The 19,638-nt window shown below is 72.9% G+C and carries 16 protein-coding genes; 4 read left to right on the top strand and 12 right to left on the bottom strand.

The genetic code is table 11. The annotated features are described in order from the left end of the window. Positions 1–102: 102 nt before the first annotated feature. The 8 genes from EU555_RS06715 to EU555_RS06750 form a co-directional block, all read right to left on the bottom strand. Positions 103–1,311 (bottom strand): YeeE/YedE family protein, encoded by a 1,209-nt coding sequence (locus EU555_RS06715; protein WP_245524169.1) that lies wholly within the window; start codon positions 1,309–1,311, stop codon positions 103–105. After that, positions 1,308–2,285, bottom strand: a complete 978-nt coding sequence (locus EU555_RS06720; protein ID WP_135413885.1) for a sulfurtransferase — start codon at positions 2,283–2,285, stop codon at positions 1,308–1,310. Before EU555_RS06720 ends, EU555_RS06715 begins: the two co-directional genes overlap by 4 nt. Before the next feature lie 705 nt (positions 2,286–2,990). Further along, positions 2,991–4,577: a rhodanese-like domain-containing protein gene (locus tag EU555_RS06725; RefSeq protein ID WP_135413886.1), complete on the bottom strand. Its 1,587-nt coding sequence runs from the start codon at positions 4,575–4,577 to the stop codon at positions 2,991–2,993. A 40-nt stretch (positions 4,578–4,617) separates the two neighbouring features. Next, positions 4,618–5,862: an acyl-CoA dehydrogenase family protein gene (locus EU555_RS06730; protein WP_167858465.1), complete on the bottom strand. Its 1,245-nt coding sequence runs from the start codon at positions 5,860–5,862 to the stop codon at positions 4,618–4,620. Between the two features lie 10 nt (positions 5,863–5,872). Further along, a complete protein-coding gene (locus tag EU555_RS06735; protein WP_135413888.1) occupies positions 5,873–7,237 on the bottom strand; it encodes an NtaA/DmoA family FMN-dependent monooxygenase in 1,365 nt (454 codons plus the stop codon). A gap of 35 nt (positions 7,238–7,272) precedes the next feature. After that, positions 7,273–8,292 carry an NrtA/SsuA/CpmA family ABC transporter substrate-binding protein gene (locus EU555_RS06740; RefSeq protein WP_135413889.1) on the bottom strand — a complete coding sequence of 340 codons (1,020 nt, stop codon included), beginning with the start codon at positions 8,290–8,292 and terminating at the stop codon, positions 7,273–7,275. A gap of 34 nt (positions 8,293–8,326) precedes the next feature. Further along, positions 8,327–9,022 (bottom strand): ABC transporter ATP-binding protein, encoded by a 696-nt coding sequence (locus EU555_RS06745; RefSeq protein WP_135413890.1) that lies wholly within the window; start codon positions 9,020–9,022, stop codon positions 8,327–8,329. Continuing rightward, positions 9,019–9,894, bottom strand: a complete 876-nt coding sequence (locus EU555_RS06750) for an ABC transporter permease subunit (protein ID WP_135413891.1) — start codon at positions 9,892–9,894, stop codon at positions 9,019–9,021. Before EU555_RS06750 ends, EU555_RS06745 begins: the two co-directional genes overlap by 4 nt. 227 nt (positions 9,895–10,121) lie before the next feature. On the opposite strand from EU555_RS06750, the gene EU555_RS06755 reads away from it, so the two are divergent. The 3 genes from EU555_RS06755 to EU555_RS06765 are packed head-to-tail and all read left to right on the top strand — an operon-like array spanning position 10,122 to position 12,324. Next, a complete protein-coding gene (locus EU555_RS06755; protein WP_135413892.1) occupies positions 10,122–10,778 on the top strand; it encodes a DUF47 domain-containing protein in 657 nt (218 codons plus the stop codon). Between the two features lie 11 nt (positions 10,779–10,789). After that, entirely contained in the window at positions 10,790–11,794 is a 1,005-nt protein-coding gene (locus EU555_RS06760) for an inorganic phosphate transporter (protein ID WP_135413893.1), read from the top strand. An 8-nt stretch (positions 11,795–11,802) separates the two neighbouring features. After that, the gene (locus tag EU555_RS06765; protein WP_167858466.1) at positions 11,803–12,324 is read left to right on the top strand and encodes an NUDIX hydrolase; all 522 of its coding nucleotides are present in this window, start codon (positions 11,803–11,805) and stop codon (positions 12,322–12,324) included. A gap of 11 nt (positions 12,325–12,335) precedes the next feature. Here the strand turns inward: EU555_RS06765 and EU555_RS06770 are convergent, their stop codons facing one another. Continuing rightward, positions 12,336–13,598 carry an MFS transporter gene (locus tag EU555_RS06770; RefSeq protein ID WP_135413894.1) on the bottom strand — a complete coding sequence of 421 codons (1,263 nt, stop codon included), beginning with the start codon at positions 13,596–13,598 and terminating at the stop codon, positions 12,336–12,338. 95 nt (positions 13,599–13,693) lie between these two features. Between EU555_RS06770 and gcvA the strand changes: the two genes are divergently transcribed. Then, the gene (gene gcvA / locus EU555_RS06775; RefSeq protein ID WP_135413895.1) at positions 13,694–14,578 is read left to right on the top strand and encodes a transcriptional regulator GcvA; all 885 of its coding nucleotides are present in this window, start codon (positions 13,694–13,696) and stop codon (positions 14,576–14,578) included. Between the two features lie 183 nt (positions 14,579–14,761). Here gcvA and EU555_RS06780 read toward each other — a convergent pair whose 3' ends face one another. The 3 genes from EU555_RS06780 to EU555_RS06790 all read right to left on the bottom strand — a co-directional run bounded on the left by EU555_RS06780 (position 14,762) and on the right by EU555_RS06790 (position 19,632). Then, positions 14,762–17,623 (bottom strand): putative bifunctional diguanylate cyclase/phosphodiesterase, encoded by a 2,862-nt coding sequence (locus EU555_RS06780; protein WP_135413896.1) that lies wholly within the window; start codon positions 17,621–17,623, stop codon positions 14,762–14,764. After that, positions 17,620–18,429, bottom strand: coding sequence for a PstS family phosphate ABC transporter substrate-binding protein (locus EU555_RS06785; RefSeq protein WP_135413897.1), 810 nt, complete (start codon positions 18,427–18,429; stop codon positions 17,620–17,622). Before EU555_RS06785 ends, EU555_RS06780 begins: the two co-directional genes overlap by 4 nt. A gap of 165 nt (positions 18,430–18,594) precedes the next feature. Next, positions 18,595–19,632, bottom strand: a complete 1,038-nt coding sequence (locus EU555_RS06790) for a 2Fe-2S iron-sulfur cluster-binding protein (protein WP_135413898.1) — start codon at positions 19,630–19,632, stop codon at positions 18,595–18,597. Positions 19,633–19,638 lie beyond the last annotated feature (6 nt).

Raw genomic sequence — 19,638 nt, forward strand, 5'->3', positions numbered from 1 at the left:
AACCGGAACGTTCTTTTACATTAAACGCCGTGTGGAGATCGGTCTTGCTCAGGCACCGCACGTTCCCAGGAGATTATTTTTATTCGCGCCGGCCGCGCCGCGTCACGTCAGGAGCCCGCGGCCGAGGCGCAGCGTGACGGTGATGCCGGCGAGCATCGCGATCCCGAACACCCAGCCCGACAGCGCCCCCGCCATGATGCCCGACAGCAGCGTGCCGATGCTGCAGCCGAGGCCCGTCATCGCGCCCCAGCCGAGCAGGATCCCGCCCGAGAGACCGCGCAGGACGTGGCCCCGCCCGGGTCGGACCGGGCGGAACTGGCCGGCCGCCAGAGCGGCCGCGAAGGACGCGACCACGAGCCCGCCGACGAACAGGCCGTTCGGGGTGAGGAGCCCGTCGCGGAGCGCCGTGGCGCAGCCGCGAAAGCCGTCGAGCCCTTCGAGCCGCTCCGGCAGCAGCCCGAGGCTCGCGGCGGCCTGCCGGCTGCGACCGCCGATCTCGGCGGTCACCCCGAGGGGACCGAGCCGCAGATAGGCCAGGGTCCCGATCGCCCCGACCGCCAGGCCGCCGAGCCAGGTCGGCCAGCGCGCCACGAACACCGCCGCGAACACCGCCCGCAGCGGATCGACGGCGTCCGGCACCGGACGGGGAGGGAGCGGCCGCCGCAGCAGCCACAGGGCCAGTGCGGCCAGGACCGCGAGACCGGCCACGAGGCTGCCCGCGTAGCCGAGATGGCGCGGCAGCCAGGTCACCGGCGCCTCCGCGATGCCGGACAGGTAGAGCGGGTTCCAGGTGAGGAAGCCAAGGACGAAGCCGAGGGCGGCGCCCAGAAGCGCGAACGGCGCCGTCGGCGAGCCCTCGCCGAGGCGGTAGAGATGGGCGCTCAGGCACGAGCCGGACACGGCCATCCCGGCTCCGAAGGCGAGGCCGGCGAGCGCCAGGACCGGACCCACCGGCCCGATATGGGCGCCGGGCGGGAGCCGCGTCCCGGACGGGTCCGGCAGCCAGGCGCCGAACACCACGGCGTAGCCGGCCATCCCCACGGCAAGCGCGGCGAGGATCCCCAGCACCCCGCGCGGGTCGCCGCGGTCGAGGAGGTCGCGCCAGACGCACAGGAAGCAGAAGCGCGAGCGCTGGAGCACGAAGCCGAACAGCGCCCCGAAGACCAGCGACAGCGCGAGGCGCGTGCCGCCGGCCTCGCCCGAGAGGTGCCAGGCGCTCGCCGCCAGGAATGCGGCGAGCGTCAGGCCGAGGCCGGCGCGGATCCCCGCGCCGACGGGGACGGCCGGCAGGGCCGCCGCGCTCGACGTCACTTGCCGCCCCAGACCGTGCCGGCGAGGTTCACCACCGGCACGCCGACGGCGTTGCCGTACTCGGTCCATGAGCCGTCGTAGTTGCGGGCCGGGTAGCCGAGCACCCGGCTCAGCACGAACCAGGAATGGCTCGAGCGCTCGCCGATGCGGCAGGAGGTGATGACCGGCTTCGTGCCGTCGATGCCGGCCTCCGCGTAGAGCTTCCTCAGCTCCTCGACCGGCTTCAGGGTGCCGTCCGGGTTCACGGCCTTGCCCCACGGCACGTTGACCGAGCCCGGGATATGGCCGGCCCGCACCGCGAGTTCCGGCACGCCGGCCGGGGCGATCACCTTGCCGGAGAACTCGTCGGGCGAGCGGATGTCGAGGATCTTTTCGTCCTTCTCCTTGCGCGCCACCGCCAGCACGTCGGTGAAGCGGGCCCTGAGCGCCGTCGTGGCCGGGGTCACGGCGAAGGTGGAGGCCGCGACCTCCGGCGTGCGGGTGTCGAGGGGGCGCTTCTCGGCCTCCCACTTCTTCCGCCCGCCATCGAGCAGCTTGACGGTGTCGACGAGGCCGTACTGCGCGAAGACCCAGGCGCCCCAGGCGGCGAACCAGTTGTTGTTGTCGCCGTACAGCACCACGGTGGTGTCGCGGTCGATCCCGAGTCGGCGGGCCAGCGCCGCGAATTTTTCCGGCCCGGCGATGTCGCGGCTCACCGTCTCGACGAGGTCGGTGTGCCACGCGACATTGTGGGCGCCCGGGATGTGGCCGCGCTCGTAGACGCCCGGATCGACGCTGACCTCGACGATGCGCAGCTTGGGGGAGTCGATGTTCTTCTCGAGCCACTCGGTCGAGACCAGCGGGCTCTTCTCGCCGTCGCGGACGGGGGCCGCCGCGGCCGTCGCCCCTGCATTGGCGAGAGCGGGGGCCGCCGGAAGCAGCAGGGCCGCCAGGGCGGCGCCGGCGAGGGCCGGCCGAAACAGGATCTTGCGCATCGTCGTCATTCCTCAAGGACCGCCCGGCCTTCCGGAGCGTCACGCCTGATCTGGCCCGAAGCGTCCGCACTGTCTGGCGACTTCGGATCTCGAATGGATTCCAGACGAATTTCGGATCGTCAATTGACGCAGCATTTTTTATTTCTACCCGGGCGTAGAAGATCTTCGCTCTCGGCCGACTGAAATCGACGAGGATTATCTTGTCTCCTGGCGCGTACTGCCGCTCGCGCCGGCACGGCCCGTCGGGACGGTGCCGGCAGGGGCGCGACCTCAGCACCGATGAGGGCGGCGACCTCGGCGACGCCGGTGCGGGCGCTCGGCGGCAGGCCGGGGCGGCGGACCGTCGCCTCGAGCCGGTACTGCCCGTGTCGGTCGGCACCGTCGTCCTGCGTGAACCGTCCGGCGAAGGGAGGGTGCCCTGGCCGGCACGCCGTGGCGGAGAGCGGCGATCCGTCGACCGATCCGGTCGACGTCCTCGCCGCGACAGGCCGCGGGCGCACCATCGTCGGCGGGCCCCGACGGCCGGATAACGGCCGCGTCATACCCTGGCGCCTTCGCATCGACATAGCGATGCGAGGGCGTTCGGCGCATCAGCGCCCGGCGCCTGTCGGCGCGAACCCGTTCGGGCTGAGCCAGCGCCTGCGAACGAGACCGTTCGAAGGCCCGGCGGTATCACGGGGCTTTCCCATATCGGGCGCCGCGGGGTCAGGCCGGCCGCGGGTCCGGAGCGCGGGCGACGTGGAAGCGGGCGATCCCGTCACTGGCGAGCTGGGCGACGAGCTGCAGCTCCCAGTCGATGTAGCCCTGCATGGCGGCGCGGGCGTTGTCGGTGCCCTCGTAGGGCCGCTTGTAGACGTCGATCGGCTCCGACAGGAAGCGGCCCTCCGTCTCGAGCGGCCGGCCGGATTCCGTCCAGGCCCGGGTGCCGCCGGCGAGCAGCAGGACCGGGCGCCCCGTCGCGGCCCGCGCCTCAGCGAGGTTCGCCGCCGCGACCCGCCCGTCGGGCGAGGTCAGCACGACCGGGCCGTCGCCCGGCAGTGCGGCGAGATCGCGGGCGAGCGCCGGCCCGGAGGCGTACCAGGCGCCCGGGACGTGGCCGCGCCGGTAGGCGGGGCTGCGGGCGAGATCGACCACGGTCGCGTCGGTCCGCGCCGCCAGGCCGTCCGGCGTCAGCGCCGGCTCCGTCGGACAGGTCGCCCGGGCAGGCTCCGGCACCGGGACGGTCTCGGGCAACGCCGCATCCTCGGCGAGGACGAACACGTCCCAGCCCATCTGGAGGAGCCAGGAGGCCGCCATCCGCGCCCGCACGCCGTCGTCGTCGAAGAGCACGACACGGGCGCCGCGCACGCCGAGCCACTCGTCGGTCGCCTGGACGAGCTGCCCGCCCGGCGCGGAGGCGAAGCCCGCCGGATGGCCGAGGGCGTATTCGGCGGGGTCGCGCACGTCGAGGGTGTAGAGGGTGCGCGCATCGGCCTCGGCGCGGAACCGGGCGAGGTCCTCCGCCCCGATCACCGGCACCCCGACATGGGCCGCCCAGGCGCCCGCGCGCTCGCGCGCCCAGGCGCGCGTCTCCGCGGAGGGCGGCGCGACCCGCTCGGTGCGGCGCGTCGCGAGGGGCAGGCCCTCGAGCGTCCAGCCGATCGTGCCGTTGCGCAACGCCACGACGCGGTTCGGCAGGCCGGCATTCACCAGGCTCTGGGTGCCGATGATACTGCGGGTGCGCCCGGCGCAGTTGACCACCACCAGGGTGTCGGGCGAGGGCGCCGCCTCGCGGATGCGGTAGACCAGCTCGCCCCCCGGCAGGCTGCGGCCGCCCGGGATGCTCATGGTCGAGAATTCCTCGAAGCGGCGGGCATCCACCACCACCACGTCCTGCTCCTCGTCGAGGATGCGCCGGATCTCGGCCGCCGGCAGGGACGGCGTATGGCGGATGGCCTCGACCAGCTCGCCGAAGGCCTTCGAGGGCACGTTGACGTCGCGATAGACCTCGCCCACGCGGGCATAGGCGGCGAGCCCGCCCTCCAGGATCGCGACGTCGCGATAGCCGAGGGCGGCGATCCGCGCCGCCGCCCGCGCGGCGAAGCCCTCGCCGGCATCGTAGATCACGACCGGGGCCGCGAGGCGCGGCAACAGGGCGGGCACGGCCGTCTCGACCTCGCTCACCGGCACGCTGAGGGCGAAGAGCGGATGCGCCTCGGCGAAGGGCCCCTCCTCGCGCACGTCGAGGAGGGCGATCTCCCGGCCCTCGGCCCAGCGGGCGCGCAGGTCCCGCGCGGTGATGGTCCTGGTCATCCGGATCCCTTGGGTGTCAGGCGGGTGCAGAAGGCCCGGCTCAGAAGAACGCCCCGGTCGGCGGCAGGGCGCCGTTGAGATAGTGGTCGCCGACGACCCGCTCCTTGTAGATCCGCGGGTTGTGCGCGGCGATGACCTTCAGGTTGCGCCAGTGGCGGTCGAGCGCCCGCTCGGTCGCGACGGCGCTGCCGCTGCCGACGTCGAGGAGCAGGCCCGCGAGCGTGGCGGCGACCTCGTCGGTCACGATCTTGGCCTCCGCCGCCGCGATGCTGGCGGCGATCGACAGGGCCTCGGCGTCGGGATGCGCGGCACGCGCCCAGGCGAGGTCGAGGGCCGCCACGGCGCGGTCGGTCACCGCGAGGATCGCGGCCCGGTGGGCGGCGATGCGGCCGATCACCGCCTGGATTTCCGGCTCGCCCGAGGGGTGCTCGGCGAGCGCGTGGTAGTAGTTTCGCGAGCGCCCCCGCACCAGCCCCAGGGCGTCCTGGAGGATCCGGGTGACGATGCCGGAGATCACCACCGTCAGGTAGACCTGGTGGAAGGTGAAGCCGTAGAGGTAGGGCTCGCCCTCCTGTCGTTCGGGGAGCGCGAACAGGTCCTCGGGCGCGACCGCCACGTCCGCGAAGACCGTGGTGCCCGAGCCGGTGAGCTTCTGGCCAAAGCCCGTCCAGTCGTCGTCGAGGATCACGCCGGGTGCCCGGGTCGAGACCAGGAACTGCATGATCTGCCCGCTCGCCTCGTCCATCGCCGAGACGAAGAGGTGGTCGGCATGGAGGTTGCCGGTCGAGTAGATCTTGCGGCCCGAGACCCGGTAGCCGTCGCCGTCGCGAGAGAGCCGCGCGCCCGGCACCTGGCCGCGGCTGCCGGCGGGTCCGCCGCCGGCCTCGGAGACGGCGTTGCCGAACATCCGGCCCTCGCCCGCCAGCGCCAGGATGCGGGCGGAGAACGGGTCCGCCGGCGTCTTCCGGTGCTGCTCGACGGCGAAGAAGTGATTGCGGAAGACGTGGGCGATGTTCGGGTCGGCGCTGGCGAGGTCGCGGGCGAGCGCGAACAGCTCGGGCAGGCTCACGCCCGCGCCCCCCTCCGCGGGCGCGAGCCGGACGGCGCCGAAGCCCCGCGCCTTCAGGGCCGCCGTCTCGGTGGTGATCGGGCGGCGCGCGACGTCGCGCTCGGCCGCCCCCGCGGCGAACTCCGCGAACAGCGCGTCGAGGCCGAGGCGGCGCGTGACGGGGCTCCAGTCGGGCCGGGTCGCGGCGGCCGGGTCGAGCTTGTGTCCCTGCAGCATGGGGGCGCTCCTATCGGCCGGTACCGGTGCGGCGCAGGGGCTCGGCGTCGCGCGGGTCGGTGTAGGGCTCGAGCCCGAGATGGTGGCGCAGGGTCTGGCCGGTATAGTCGTCGCGGAATCGTCCGGCCTTGCGCAGGAGCGGCAGCACCGCATCGGCGATGTCCTCGAGCCCGCTCGTCTGGACGTCGATGTTGAGGTTGAAGCCGTCCGCCGCCCCGCTGTCGAGCCAGTGCAGGATGTCGGCCGCGATCGCCTCCGGCGGGCCGACGATCATCCGGTGGCCGCCGACGATGTTGCTGAGCGCGGCCTGGCGCACCGTCCAGCCATGCTCGACCGCCTCGGCGAGGATCTGCCTGCGCGGCCAGCGCGAGGCGATCGGCACGCGCGGCTCGGCCGCCGCGATGAGGTCGTAGGGCAGGGGGGCGTCGAGGGGCAGGTCGTCGGGATCGAGGGCGAAGTGCCGGGCGAGCTCGGCCCGCAGGAACTCGATGTCGAGGCCGGCATCGAGGTCGGACTTGCGCCGCAGGGCCTCCTCTTCCGTGCTGCCGACGATCGGGAACAGCCCCGGCATGACGAGGAGCTGGTCGGGATCGCGGCCGTTCGCCCGGGCGAGCGCCTTGACGTCGGCGTAGAACTTTTGCGCGGGCCCGATCAGGCGCTGGCCGGTGAACAGGGCGTCGGCATACCGCGCCCCGAACGCCTTGCTGTCCTCCGACTGCCCGGCCTGGAAGATGACCGGCCGCCCCTGCGGGCCGACCGGGGCCGACAGCGCGCCGCGGGCGCTGAAATGGTGGCCCTCGATGCTGATCGGGCGCAAGCGAGCCTTGTCGACGAAGACGTGGCGGTCGGGGTCGGCCACGACCGCGTCGCGGGGCAGCGAGTCCCACAGGCCGGTGACGATCTCGACGAACTCCGTGGCACGCCGGTAGCGCTCCTCCTGGTCGAAGCCGTGGGGCAGCCCATAAGCCGCGAGCGCCACCGGAGTCTGGCTGGTGATGATGTTCCAGGCCGCCCGGCCCTTGCTGACGTGGTCGAGCGAGGCGATCTGGCGCGCGACCGCGTAAGGATGGCCGAAGATCGTCGAGGTGGTGGCGACGAGCCCGATATGGTCGGTCGCCTGCGACAGGGCGGCGAGCAGCGTCACCGGGTCGAGGGCGCGCCAGGGCCGGTGCAGCGCCTCGTCGACGAGGCCGCCGGGCCCGTCGGCGAGGAAGAGCGCGTCGATCTTGGCCCGCTCCGCGATCCTGGCGATGCGCAGGAAGGCGTCGATGTCGGTGGACAGCGAGGCCGGATCCGAAAAGGTCTTCCAGGCGGCGTCGTGGCGCCCGGAGGCGAGGACGTTGACGCCGAGACGGACGGGTTTGGGCGTGGGCATGGTCGTGCTCCGGGCGGAGACGGGGGAGGGGACTGTCAGACCCGCACGGAATGATCGGCGACCCGGACCCGCTGCGGCAGGATCGCCCGGTCGGCGAGCCAGTCGGCCGCCTTCTGGAAATCGGCCAGGAAGGCGGCGTCGTCGGCCTCGTAGAAGCGGTTCCGGCGCTTGAGGCTGGCGAGGTGGTCACGCACGGCGTCGCCGTACTTGCCCTCCTTCTGGGCGATGGTCTCGGCCTCGACCGGGTTGTCGCTGATCCACTGCCCCTCGCGGGCATAGGCGTCGATCACCGCGCGGACGAGGGCGGAGTTCTTGGTCGCGAAGTCGCGCAAGGTGACGAGGGACGAGTAGTCGATCAGGAAGTCGAGGTCGGTGCCCTCGAAGAAGATGGTCTTGGCATCGTACTGGTCGCGGGCGATGTCGACGGCGGGCGTCCACATCGACCAGGCGTCGACCCGGCCCTGGCCGAAGGCCGGCGAGGCGTCCGGCGGGTTGAGGTACACGACCTCGACGGTCTTGCGGTCGACGCCGTGCTTCTCCAGCGCCGCGACCAGCAGGAACTCGCCGAGACCCGAGCGGTTCACCGCGACCTTCTTGCCGGCGAGGTCCTTCACCGACTCGATGCCGGAATTCTTCTTGACGATGATCGCCGTCGAGCGCGGCGCGTAGACGTTGTAGTTGGTGAAGACGAGGGGCGATCCGGCGATGATGGCGGCGAGCGCCGGGGTGGTGCTGCCCCAGAAGCCGAAATCGGCGCTGCCGCCGACCACGGCCTGCAGCGAGGGCGCGTGGTTGGGGAACGGGCCGACCCACTTCACCGTGATGCCCTGGTCGGCGAGGCTCTTCTCGAACGCGCCGCGCTCGCGGGCGATCAGCGGCAGGCCGCCCCGCCCCCAGCCGAGACGGACGGTGTCGGTGTTGCGGGTGCCAGTGTTGCCGGAGCTTTGCGCGCGGGCCGGATGCACGGCGAGCCCCGTGGCGGCGGCACTGATCGCCAGCCCGGCGCCCTGGATGAGCCGGCGCCGGTCGATTCCGGAACTGTCTGAGCGGGTCATGGGAGAAGGGTCCTGCGAAGGGATCGCGCGGGGGTCAGGCGGCGCGGGTGTGGAGGGTGACGCCGAGCTCGTCGAGGAGCTTGCCGCGCAACGGGGCCGGCCCCGACGCGGTCTCGGCGGCGACGTCATAGGAGGCGGCAATCCGGCCGTCGCGCATCACCAGGATGCGGTCGGCGATGGCGACCGCCTCGTCGACGTCGTGGGTGACCAGGAGGACGCCGGGCCGGTGGCGCGCCACCAGGTCCTTGATGAGGTCGTGCATCCGGATGCGAGTCAGCGCGTCGAGGGCAGCGAAGGGCTCGTCGAGGAGCAGCAGCCGCGGCTCGCGCACCAGGGCGCGGGCGAGCGCCACCCGCTGCGCCTGCCCGCCCGAGAGGTTGCGCGGCCAGTCGGTCTCGCGCCCGGCCAATCCCACCTCCCGCAGGGCCGCGACCGCCTGGTCGCGCGCCTGCGGCGTCTCGATCCCCAGGACGACGTTCTGCCAGAGCGGAGCCCAGGGCAGCAGCCGGTGCTCCTGGAACACCACCGCCGGCTGGGCGGGACCGTCGATCCGCCCGCCATCGACCGGGTCGAGGCCGGCCAGCGCCCGCAGCAGGGTGGTCTTGCCGCAGCCGCTCTCGCCGAGCAGGGCGACGAACTCGCCGAGCTCGATCCTGAGGTCGAGCCCGTCGAGGACGACCCGCTCGCCGTAGCGGCGGCGCAGGCCCCGGACGGTGACGGCGGCGCTCATCGGCGCTCTCCCTTGAAGGACGGGGTTTTGGCGTAGTTCGGGTGCCAGGCGAGCAGCCGGCGCTCCAGCGCCCGGGCAATGCCGTCGGCGATCACGCCGATCGCCGCGTAGATGACGATGGTCAGCACGATGACGTTGGTCTGCAGGAACTCGCGGGCATCCATCGCCAGGAAGCCGATGCCCTTGGTGGTGGCGATGGTCTCGGCGATGACGAGCGCCAGCCAGGCGACGGCGAGCGCGTAGCGCACGCCGGTCAGGATCGACGGCATCGCGCCCGGCAGGATGATCCTGGTGATGCGCCCGCGGAGCTTGAGCCCCGTGACCTTCGCGACCTCGAGGAGCTTCGGGTCGACCTGGCGGATGCCCAGCACCGTGTTGACGTAGATCGGGAACAAGACCCCGAGCGAGACCAGGAAGATCTTGCCGGCCTCGTCGACCCCGAACCACACGATCACCAGCGGCAGGAGGGCGAGAAAGGGAATCGCCCGGATCATCTGGACCGAGCGGTCGAGCAGCGCCTCGGCGAGGCGCGAGAAGCCGACGAGCAGGCCGAGCCCGAAGCCGATGCCGCCGCCGATGAGAAAGCCGGTCGCGGCGCGCAGCAGGCTGTAGCCGAGATGCACGAACAGCGAGCCGTCGGCGGCGAGCGTCCAGGCGGTGGCGAGCACCGCGCTCGGCGCCGGCACCACCTGCCTGTTCACGCCGCCGAACCGGCAGAAGGCCTCCCAGGCCAGCGCGAAGGCGAGCGGCGCGAGCCAGGAGAGGACGACGAGCTCGCGCTCGCTCCAGGGCCTGGAGCGGGCCGCATGCGGGGCCGCCCGCAACTCGCCCGGGATTGCCCGATGCGCCTTGGTGGAGAGTTCGATCGCCATCAATGCTCGCTTCGCTGTGCTCGCCCGCCGCCGATGCGCGCATGGCGCGCAGGCCGCGACGGGGTGACGTCCCGTCTGGTATTTTATTCGATCGAATTTGTAAACTATCGCTCGACGGATCCATGGACTCCGCCCTTTCGCCCTCGGAGATCGGCGTCGCCCCCTTGCAGGAAGTTAGCCGGCTTCCAGATCATCGCAGACGGTCACTCTGACGGGGGCGGATGGGCATGCTGGGCTGGTTCCGGGCATTGATGCCGCGGGAGGACCGCTTCTTCGACCTGTTCGAGCGGCATGCCCGCGCGCTGGTCGCCGGGGCCGAGGCGCTGGAGGCGCTGCTCGAGGGCGGTGAGGACGTGCCGCGCTGGTGCGGGCTCATCGCCGAGCGCGAGCAGGAGGCCGACGACATCGCCCGCGAGGTGCTGGAGGCGGTGCGCCGCAGCTTCATCACGCCCTTCGACCGCGGCGACATCAAGGACCTGATCCAGTCGATGGACGACGCCATCGACCAGATGAACCGCACCGCCAAGACGATCACGCTGTTCGAGGTGCGGACCTTCGATCCGGTCATGCGCGAGATGGGCGGCACGGTCCTGGAGGCCGCCCGGCTCACCGCCGAGGCGGTGCCGCTGCTGACCGCCATCGGCAAGCATTCCGGCCGCCTGACCGCGCTCACCGAGCGGGTGGTCCAGGTCGAGGGCCGCTCCGACGCGCTGCACGAGCAGGGCCTCAAGGCGCTCTACCACGCGCAACGGAGCGGCACCGAGCGCAGCGACCCGATGGCCTACATCATCGGCAGCGAGATCCTCGGCCATCTCGAGGACGTGGTCGACCGTTTCGAGGACGTCGCCAACGAGATCAGCGCCATCGTGATCGAGAACGTGTAGGAGCGCTGATCGTGGAGGCCGCCCTCTCGCTGCCGGTGCTCGCCGGCCTGATCGCCGTCGCGCTCCTGTTCGACTTCCTCAACGGCCTGCACGACGCCGCCAACTCGATCGCCACCATCGTCTCGACCCGGGTGCTGCGGCCGCAATACGCCGTGCTCTGGGCCGCGTTCTTCAACTTCATCGCCTTCCTGTTCTTCGGCCTGCACGTCGCCCAGACGCTCGGCACCGGCATCGTCGATGCGAGCCTCGTCGATGCGCGGGTGATCTTCGGCGCGCTTGCCGGCGCCATCGCCTGGAACGTGCTCACCTGGGTGCTCGGCATCCCGTCGAGCAGCTCGCACGCGCTCGTCGGCGGGCTCGTCGGGGCCGGGCTCGCCAAGGCCGGCTGGCAGGCGGTGGTCTGGGGCGGGCTCGGCAAGACCGCGGCCGCCATCGTGCTCTCGCCGCTGCTCGGCTTCGCGCTCGCCCTGCTCCTCGTCCTGATCGTCTCCTGGCTGTGCGTGCGCTCCACGCCCTTCGCGGTCGACCGCCGGTTCCGCTTCCTGCAATTCGTCTCCGCCTCGCTCTACTCCCTCGGCCACGGCGGCAACGACGCGCAGAAGACCATGGGCATCATCGCTGTGCTGCTGTTCAGCCAGGGCCATCTGGGATCCGAATTCCACGTGCCGCTCTGGGTGGTGCTGTCGTGCCAGGCGGCGATGGCCGCCGGCACGCTGCTCGGCGGCTGGCGGATCGTCCACACGATGGGCTCGCGCATCACCCGGCTGACCCCGATGCAGGGCTTCTGCGCCGAGACCGGCGGGGCGCTCACCCTGTTCGGGGCGACCTGGCTCGGGGTGCCGGTCTCGACCACCCACACCATTACCGGCGCGATCGTCGGCGTGGGGGCGGCGCGGCGCACCTCGGCGGTGCGGTGGGGGATCGCGAGCGACATCGTGGTGGCCTGGGTGCTGACCCTGCCGGCGGCGGCCCTGATCGGCGCGGGCGCCTATGCCCTGACGGCCCTGGTGGCCTGAGACCCGTCGTGCCGAAGCCGCAAAAGCCCCGGCCCCCGCCCAAACCCAAGAAGTCGGCCAAGGCCGCGAAAGCCAGGCGCGCGGCAAAGCCCCTGCGGCAGGTCGCGGCCCTGCCGGTTCGCCGCGACGCGGATGGCGGTGTCGAGGTGCTGCTGGTGACCTCGCGTGAGAGCCGGCGCTGGATCGCCCCGAAGGGCTGGCCGATGAAGGGCCGCAAGCCCCATCGCGCCGCTGCCATCGAGGCGCGGGAGGAGGCCGGCGTGATCGGGCGGATCGGCAAGGAGCCGGCCGGCCACTACACCTACGCCAAGCGCCTGCCGGACGGCGGCATGGTCCCGTGCCGGGTGGCGGTCTACGTCCTCGCCGTCACCGGCAGCCTGGACGACTGGCGCGAGAAGGGGCAGCGCGAGCTGCAATGGGTCAGCGGCGAGGCGGCGGCCGCGCTCGTCCAGGAGCCGGAACTGGCGGCCCTGATCCACGACCTCGCCCGCTTGATGGACGTGGCGGCTGGCGATCCATCGGGGGGCTGAGCGCGCGGCGCCTATCGCGGGCCGGCCGCGTCGGGCCGGCGCGGTGCGGCCCTGCCGAGATGGCGCGAGAGAGCGAGCATGAGCGGCACGACGGCGAGCGCCGTCGCGGCCGCCGCCACGGCCGCCCAGCGCGGGCCGGCGAGGTCGCCGAGGCGCCCGTAGAGGAGGGGTGCTGCGAGCGCGCTGCCCCCGAGGGTGAAGGTGTAGAACACCGCGAAGGCCTGCTCGACCCGGCCCCCCGGCGCGAGGTCCGGTACGGTGCCGTAGAGGACCGAGGAGGTGCCGTTCAGGAGCAGGCCCAGCAGCGGCAGCACGACGAGGGCGGGCCGGAGTGGCAGCCCGATCACCGCCAGGATCGCCGCCGCCGTCCCGACCTCGGTGAGGATGACGGTCCGGGTGACGCCGAACCGCTCTCCCAGGCGCCCGCAGATCGCCTTGCCGAGCGCGCCGCCGATGAACACCAGCGAGAGCGCGAGCCCGACGAGGGGCAGCGCCGCCCCCTTCTGCCCGAGCAGGAACGGCAGGTAGAGCAGGAAGGCGGGACGCGCGGCGTTGTCGAGCATGCCGATGGCGACGAGGAGCCCGAAGCCGGTGCGGCCGGTTTCCGACCCCCCCTTGCGGACCGCATGCCGCCTTTCGTCCGACGGCGCGTCCCGCGCGACGGGATCGCGGGGCAGCAGCAGGCCGACCGCCAGCGCGACGGCGGCGCCCGCCCCCGCCACGAGCCAGAGCGCCACGCGCCAATCCGCGAGCGTCATCAGCAGGCCCACCACGGGCGGCACCGCGGCTTTTCCCAGATCGCCCGCGAAGTTGTAGGTCCCGAGCGGCCCGCGGGCCGCTCGGCCGTAGGCCCGGGCGATCACCGCCGAGGCCAGGGGATGCTGCGTGCTGCAGCCGGCCCCGACGAGCAGGAGGGCGATGCCGAGACCGACGAGACCGCCCGACAGGCCGGCGAGGGCGTAGCCGGCGGCGCTCACGAGCGTGCCGAGCACCAGCATGGGGCGCGCGCCCCACAGCCGCGCGAGGTGGCTCGAGGGAATCTGCAGGGCCGCCAGCGAGCCGGTGCAGAGCGTGCGCAGGAGCGCGAGTGCGGCGTAGCCAAGGCCGAACTCCGCCTGCCAGACCGGCAGCAGCACGTAGATCAGGTCGGTGTAGCCGTCGTGCAGGGCGTGGTTGAGGCCGGCTGCCGCCAGGGTCCGCCCCGGCAGGCTCCGCCGCGGATCGTTGTCCGGCACGGTGGGATGGGGCGAGGCGAGATCGGGAGCGAGGGACATCGGGCTTTCGCTGTCGTTTCCCTCGCACGATCGCGTCCTCGCACGCCCCTGACAAACGTCTTATCCTGACGCTCGCGTGAGGAAACCTGACCCGAATGCACCGGCGCCTGCCGCCCCTGAACGCCCTGCGCGCCTTCGAGGCCGCGGGCCGCCACGCCAGCTTCACCCGCGCGGCCGCCGAGCTGGGCGTCAGCCACGGCGCGGTGAGCCGGCACGTGCAGGCCCTGGAGGCGTGGCTGCAGCTGCCCCTGTTCGAGCGGCACAACCGGCGCGTGGTCCTCACCGAGGTCGGGCGCCGCTACCTGGCGGAGATCGGCGCCGCCCTCGACCGCGTCGCGCTCGCGACCGCGCGCGAGGTGGAGCGCGGGCGGCCGCGCCTGCTGCGGGTGAACGCGCTCGCGACCTTCACCCTGCGCTGGCTGATCCCGCGCCTCTCCGCCTTCCAGCTCGCCAACCCGGCGGTCGAGGTCCGGCTGACCACCTCGAACGTTCCCCTCGCCCAGATCGCCGAGCCGTTCGACGTCGCCATTCGGGGCGGTCCGGACGCGCGGCCAGGCCATGTCGGGCGGCTCTTCCTGCCCGAGACCCGTATTCCGGTCTGCAGCCCGGGCCTGCTGCGGCGCCTCCCGCTCGCGGAGCCGGCGGAGTTGTGCCGCCACACCCTGCTGCATGCCGCAACGATGACGCAGGTCTGGCCGCAATGGCTGCGCGCCGCCGGCGTGCCGGACCTGCAGCCGCAGGCCTCGGTCACGCTCGAGCACTTCTACCTGACGCTCCAGGCGGCGCTGGACGGCCTCGGCGTGGCGATGGGCCCGGCGCGGCTGATCGCCGACGACGTGGCGGCCGGCCGGCTCACGCTGCCTTTTGCCGGCCCGTCGCTGCCGGCGCGCAGCTACCACACCTTCGTCCCCGAGACCCGCGCCGAGGATCCGGCCGTGCGCGCGTTCTGCGCCTGGCTTGTCGCGGCGGCGGGAGCCTGAAGCGGGGTCGTTCGCCGGACAGGGCCGGCGCCGCGTCGCCGGCGCGGTCGACGCTGCCGACCAGGTGCCGCATGCGGGCGTTCCGAAGCGCGATCGCCGAACCGTCACACGGGGCCGGCAGGTCGGTCCCGGCGATCGCCCGAGGCGGCGTCGCACAGCCTGCCGCAGGCTCGAAACAGGCTCTCAGGCCGCCGCGATCAGGTCGTTCCGGGCCAGGAGGAACCGGGGCACGGCGGCGGCCGGGAGCGGCCGGCTCAGCAGGTAGCCCTGGACTTCCGAGAACCCGCTCGCCCGCAGCCGGGCGAGCTGCTCGGGCGTCTCGACGCCCTCCGCCGTGGTGGTGATCCGCAGGGTGCGGCCGAGCTCGGCCACGACGTGGACGATCGCGGCGGCCTCGTCCTTCTCGAGCAGGTTGCGGACGAACGATTGGTCCAGCTTGATCTTGTCGAACCGGAAGCCGTTGAGGGAGCTCAGGGACGAGTAGCCGGTGCCGAAATCGTCCATCGAGAACCGCACGCCGAGGCGGCGCAGCCGGGTCAGCATGTCGTAGGTCGCCCGATCCTGGCTCAGGATGACCGATTCGGTGATCTCGAGCTCGAGGCGGCGGCTCGGCAGCCGGGTCGCGCGCAGGACCTGCTCGACGAGCTGGTCGAGGTCGCCGCTGCGGAACTGCATCGGCGAGATGTTGACCGCGACGCGCGGGTGGCCGGGCCAGTCCATCGCGTCGGTGCAGGCCGTCCGCAGGACGTAGGCGCCGAGCGCGTCGATGAGGCCGGTCGCCTCGGCGACGGGAATGAACTCGCCCGGCGAGATCCATCCTCGCTCCGGATGGTGCCAGCGGGCGAGCGCCTCGAGGCCGGTCACCGCATTCGTCGTCAGGTCGAACAGCGGCTGGTAGTGCAGGGCGATCTGCCCGCTCTCGATCGCGAGCTTCAGCTCGCGTTCCAGCCAGCGGCGCTGGTGCTGGCGCTCCTCCATGTCCGGTTCGAAGACGCGCACCCGCCGGCCGCCCTCCGCCTTGGCGGCGTAGAGGGCGAGGTCGGCGCGGCGCAGCAGGTGGTCGCCGTCGGCGTCGACCTCCGCCGAGACCGCGATCCCGAGGCTCGCATCGGCCGAGACGAGCTGGTCGGCGATCAGGAACGGGCGCTTGAGCTGGACCAGGGCCTCGTCCGCCAGCCGGATCGCCGCGTCCGGCAGGTCGGACCCGGACAGGACCACGGCGAACTCGTCGCCGCCGAGGCGCGCGACGGTGCTGCCGGGCGGGCTCAACGCCGTCAGCCGGCGGCCGACCTGCCGCAAGAGCTCGTCCCCCGCCGGGTGGCCGAGCGTGTCGTTGATGCCCTTGAAGTCGTCGAGGTCGAGGCAGATCACGGCGGCTGCGCGGCCGCCCCGCCCGTGCTCAGAGATGGCCGCGGCCATGCGCTCGGCCAGGAGGACGCGGTTCGGGAGCCCGGTCAGGGCGTCGTGGGTCGCCAGGTGGGTGATGCGCGCCTGGGCGCGCACGCTCGCGGTCACGTCCTCGTGGGTCTCCACCCAGCCGCCGTCGGCCATCGGCTGGACCCGGATCGCGACGCAGCGCCCGTCCGCGAGGGTCGCGGTCGCGGTCGGGCCCGGCGGGACGGTCCCGGTGCCCGGCGCCTCCGCCAGGCCGGCCAGCCTCCGGACCTCGGCGTGGGTCGGGTCGGACGCGAGCGCGCCCTGGGCGATCCCGTAGATGCGCAGGAACTGCGCGTTGAACACCTTGAGGCGGCCGTTGGCGCTGAACATGCACAGGCCCTGGGACATGTTGTTCAAGGCCGCGTCGAACCGCGCGTTCTGCTCCTGAAGCTGGCCCTCGCGCTCGGTCAGGGCCGCATTCTGCCGGAAGACGTCGTCCCGCAGCTGGTCGCGCTCGGCCAGGGAGTGCTCGAGGACCACGACGGCCCGGGCGATGTCGCCGACCTCGTCCTTGCGGCCGACCTCCGGCACCGCGACGTGCCAGTTGCCCCGGGCGACCTCGGACACCGTCTCGGCGATCCGGACGAGCGGGCGGGTGATGCGGCTCGACAGGATCAGCAGCACCACCGCGACGAGGAGCAGGGTGAGGCCCGCGAAAGCCCAGAGGGTGCTGAGGAGCGAGCGGGAGCTGCCCTCGCCGATGCTGACGACCTTGCCGGTGAGCTGCTCGAGCTCCCGCAAGGGGGCCGCGGCGCATATCCGGAGGCTCGGCGCCATGGGGATGCACCGCGCGACCTTGTCGGCCCCGGCGACGGCCCGCAGGCCCGCCCCCGAGGGCTCACCCAGCACGACGCCGTTGCGCTCGGCGCCCGCCGAGGAGAGCAGGCGCGGGCCGGCCACGATCAGCACGTCGCGTCCGCTCAGGGCCGAGAACGCCGCCAGCGTCGGCTCCCGCGGGCGCAGGACGCGGTAGCCGACGAGCCCGCCGACCACCTCGCCGAAATCGTCGAACAGCGGCTGACCGAGGACGTCAACCACGGTGCCGGTCTCGTCCGCGGCCAGCGCCCGGGCGAGCGCCTCGTCCCAGCGCAGGCTGAGCACGAACCCGGTCGACCGCTCGCGGTCGTTCCGGGCCATCATCGTCCGCAGGGCGGCCGAAAGGGGTGTCCGGGCGAGGCCCGCATTGGCCGAGAGGAGGTCGGCGTCGACCCGGTCGGCGGTCAGGGCGCGCAGGTTCAGGTCGAAGGCGATCACCCCGTCGAGGTCGGCCAGCGCGAGGGCCGGCCGCAGGAGCTCGGAGGCCGCCACCGTGTTGCCGGAGAACACCGCCTTCGCCACGTCCCAGCGCCTGGCGAGCGTGGCGAAGCGGCGCTCCACGTCCTCGCGCTGGATCTGGAGGCGGGAGGCCGCGAGCTTGGCGTCGCTGAGGAGGCGCCCGGAGAGCTGCGATTCCGACCAGCTCGACACCTCCCGGGCCTGTTCGCTCAGCGTCTGTCCGGACCGGAGCGCCACGAGGGAGACGAGCACGGCGAGCGCGATGGCGGCCGTCGAGACCGTCGCGCCGACGAGGCGCGCGCGCAGGGTCCGCAGGAACGGGGGGCGGGTCACGGCTTGAGCGGAGCGCCGCCCCGCTCCGCCAGCAGCCGCCCCGCACGCTCGGAGGTGGCGAAGGCGAGGAAGGCGGCGGAGGCCGCGTCCCGGGTGGCCGCCTTGTAGATCAGCGCGAGGGTCACGGCACTCGGATAGCCGGGATCGCGCGGGGCGTGGCCGTCGATCGCCAGGACCGTCATGGTCCCCGCCAGGGCCGGGGAGAATGGCCCGAAGCCGATCGCGCCGGGGGTCTGCCGCACCGTCTCGACGGCGTCCTGGGTCGTCGTCGCGGTCTTGGAGCGCGTGGTGAGGACGAGGTCGCGCCAGCCCGGCATGCTCGCGCGCAGCACCGCGAGGGTGCTGTCCGTCTCCTCGCGCCGGACCACCCGGATCCTGAGGTCGGGGCCGCCGACCGCGTTCCAGTTCTCGATCCGTCCCGAGAAGATACCCGCCACCTGGTCGCTCGTCAGGCCCGTCACCCCGGCGTCCCGGTGGACGAAGATCGCGGAGGGGATGCGCACGAGCGGGACCTCGACCAGGCCCTGCGCCTTCTCGGCCTCCGTGAGCGGACGCGCCACCCGGCCGAGCTTCTGGCGCTCGCCGCCTACCGCCGCCACCGCCCCGCCGGAGCCGATGCTCGGCGGCACCGCGATGCGGGTCTCGCCCGGCTCGGCATTGTAGGCGGTCGCCAGCGCCTGCAGCATCTCGATCCCGTCACCCGTCCCGACGACGGCGAGCTCCTCTGCCTGCCCCCCGGTCGCCAGGGTGACGGTGAGGAGCGCGGCGACGCAGACCTTGCGGATCCTGATGAATGCTTGTGCCATGACCGCACTCTGCGGCCCAAACCTTTAAATTCCAATCACCGGGTCAGGCAGCATAGGTGATTAGTTAACAGACCGCTAATCATCCTTCGCGAAAGCGATCGCCGGACCGCCCCCGAAAACAACGTGGAGCAAAATCTCGAGCGACAATCCAGGCTGCACCTCCGCTCACGTCGGCAGGTCGGCCTCGACGCCGTGATCCCGCGACATCCGCCGCAGAAGACGCTGGATGAAGTTCGTCGTCGGCGGCTCCTTGCTGGCGGATCCTCGCTCGGCGGCGTGGAACGGGTCGGCGTAGCAGGTCGCGCCGGCCGCCGCGGCCAGGAACTGGACCGCCGCGACCATCCCGGGGGCGCCGGCCGCCAGGACGGTGTCGTCCGCCGTCAGCATCGGCAGGTGGAGCGTCGGCCGGCCGGGCCGCGCGTCGGCCGGCGGATTGCTCCCGCTGCAGGTCAGGATCGTGGTGACGCCCCGCTCGCGCAGCCAGTCGAGCGCCGGGCGCATGTAGAGGTTCTGCGGGTGCCGCCCGCCGGCGACGACCACGAGACCGCGCTCCGGCTCGCGCAGGCGGCTCGCCCGCGCCACCGCCCAAGCCGGCGCCCAGCCGACCCCGGACGAGACGATGACGAGGCGCCCGCGCCCGAGCCGGTGGAAGGCCTGGCCGAACGGCCCCTCGACCTTCACCGCGTGCCCGGCGCCGACCCGCTGCCCGAGATGGGGGGAGACGGCGCCGCCCTCCTGGCGGCGGATCTGGAAGACCAGCTCGTGCAGCTCGCCCGATCCGTCCGCCCGCAGGCTCGGGCTGTAGTCCCGCGGCGGCAGGCCCGCGAAGGTGACACGGACATATTGCCCGGGCAGGTAGGCGAGGCGCTTGCGCAAGGCCACCGTGACCTCGACGATGTCGGGCGTGAGCGCGACCACCCGCTCCACGCTGCCGCTGCGCCGGACGACGTCCGGCACCTCGTCGAACTCGATGACGGTCTCGCTGGTGAGCCGGGCCCGGCAGGCCAGCACGGTCTCGCCGATGCGCGTGCCCGCGTCGTCGACCGTCCCGGCATGGATTCGGACGCGGCAGGTGTCGCACTGCCCGGTGGCGCAGTCGTGCGGGATCACGCGCCCGCCGGCCAGGCCCGCCTCGAGCAGGGTCTGCCCGGCCCGGGCCGCGATGCGCCGGCCGTTGATCACCAGGGCGAGGGGTTGGGCCATGGCGGT

The organism is Methylobacterium nonmethylotrophicum (genome assembly GCF_004745635.1).
GTDB classification, from domain to species: Bacteria; Pseudomonadota; Alphaproteobacteria; order Rhizobiales; family Beijerinckiaceae; genus Methylobacterium; species Methylobacterium nonmethylotrophicum.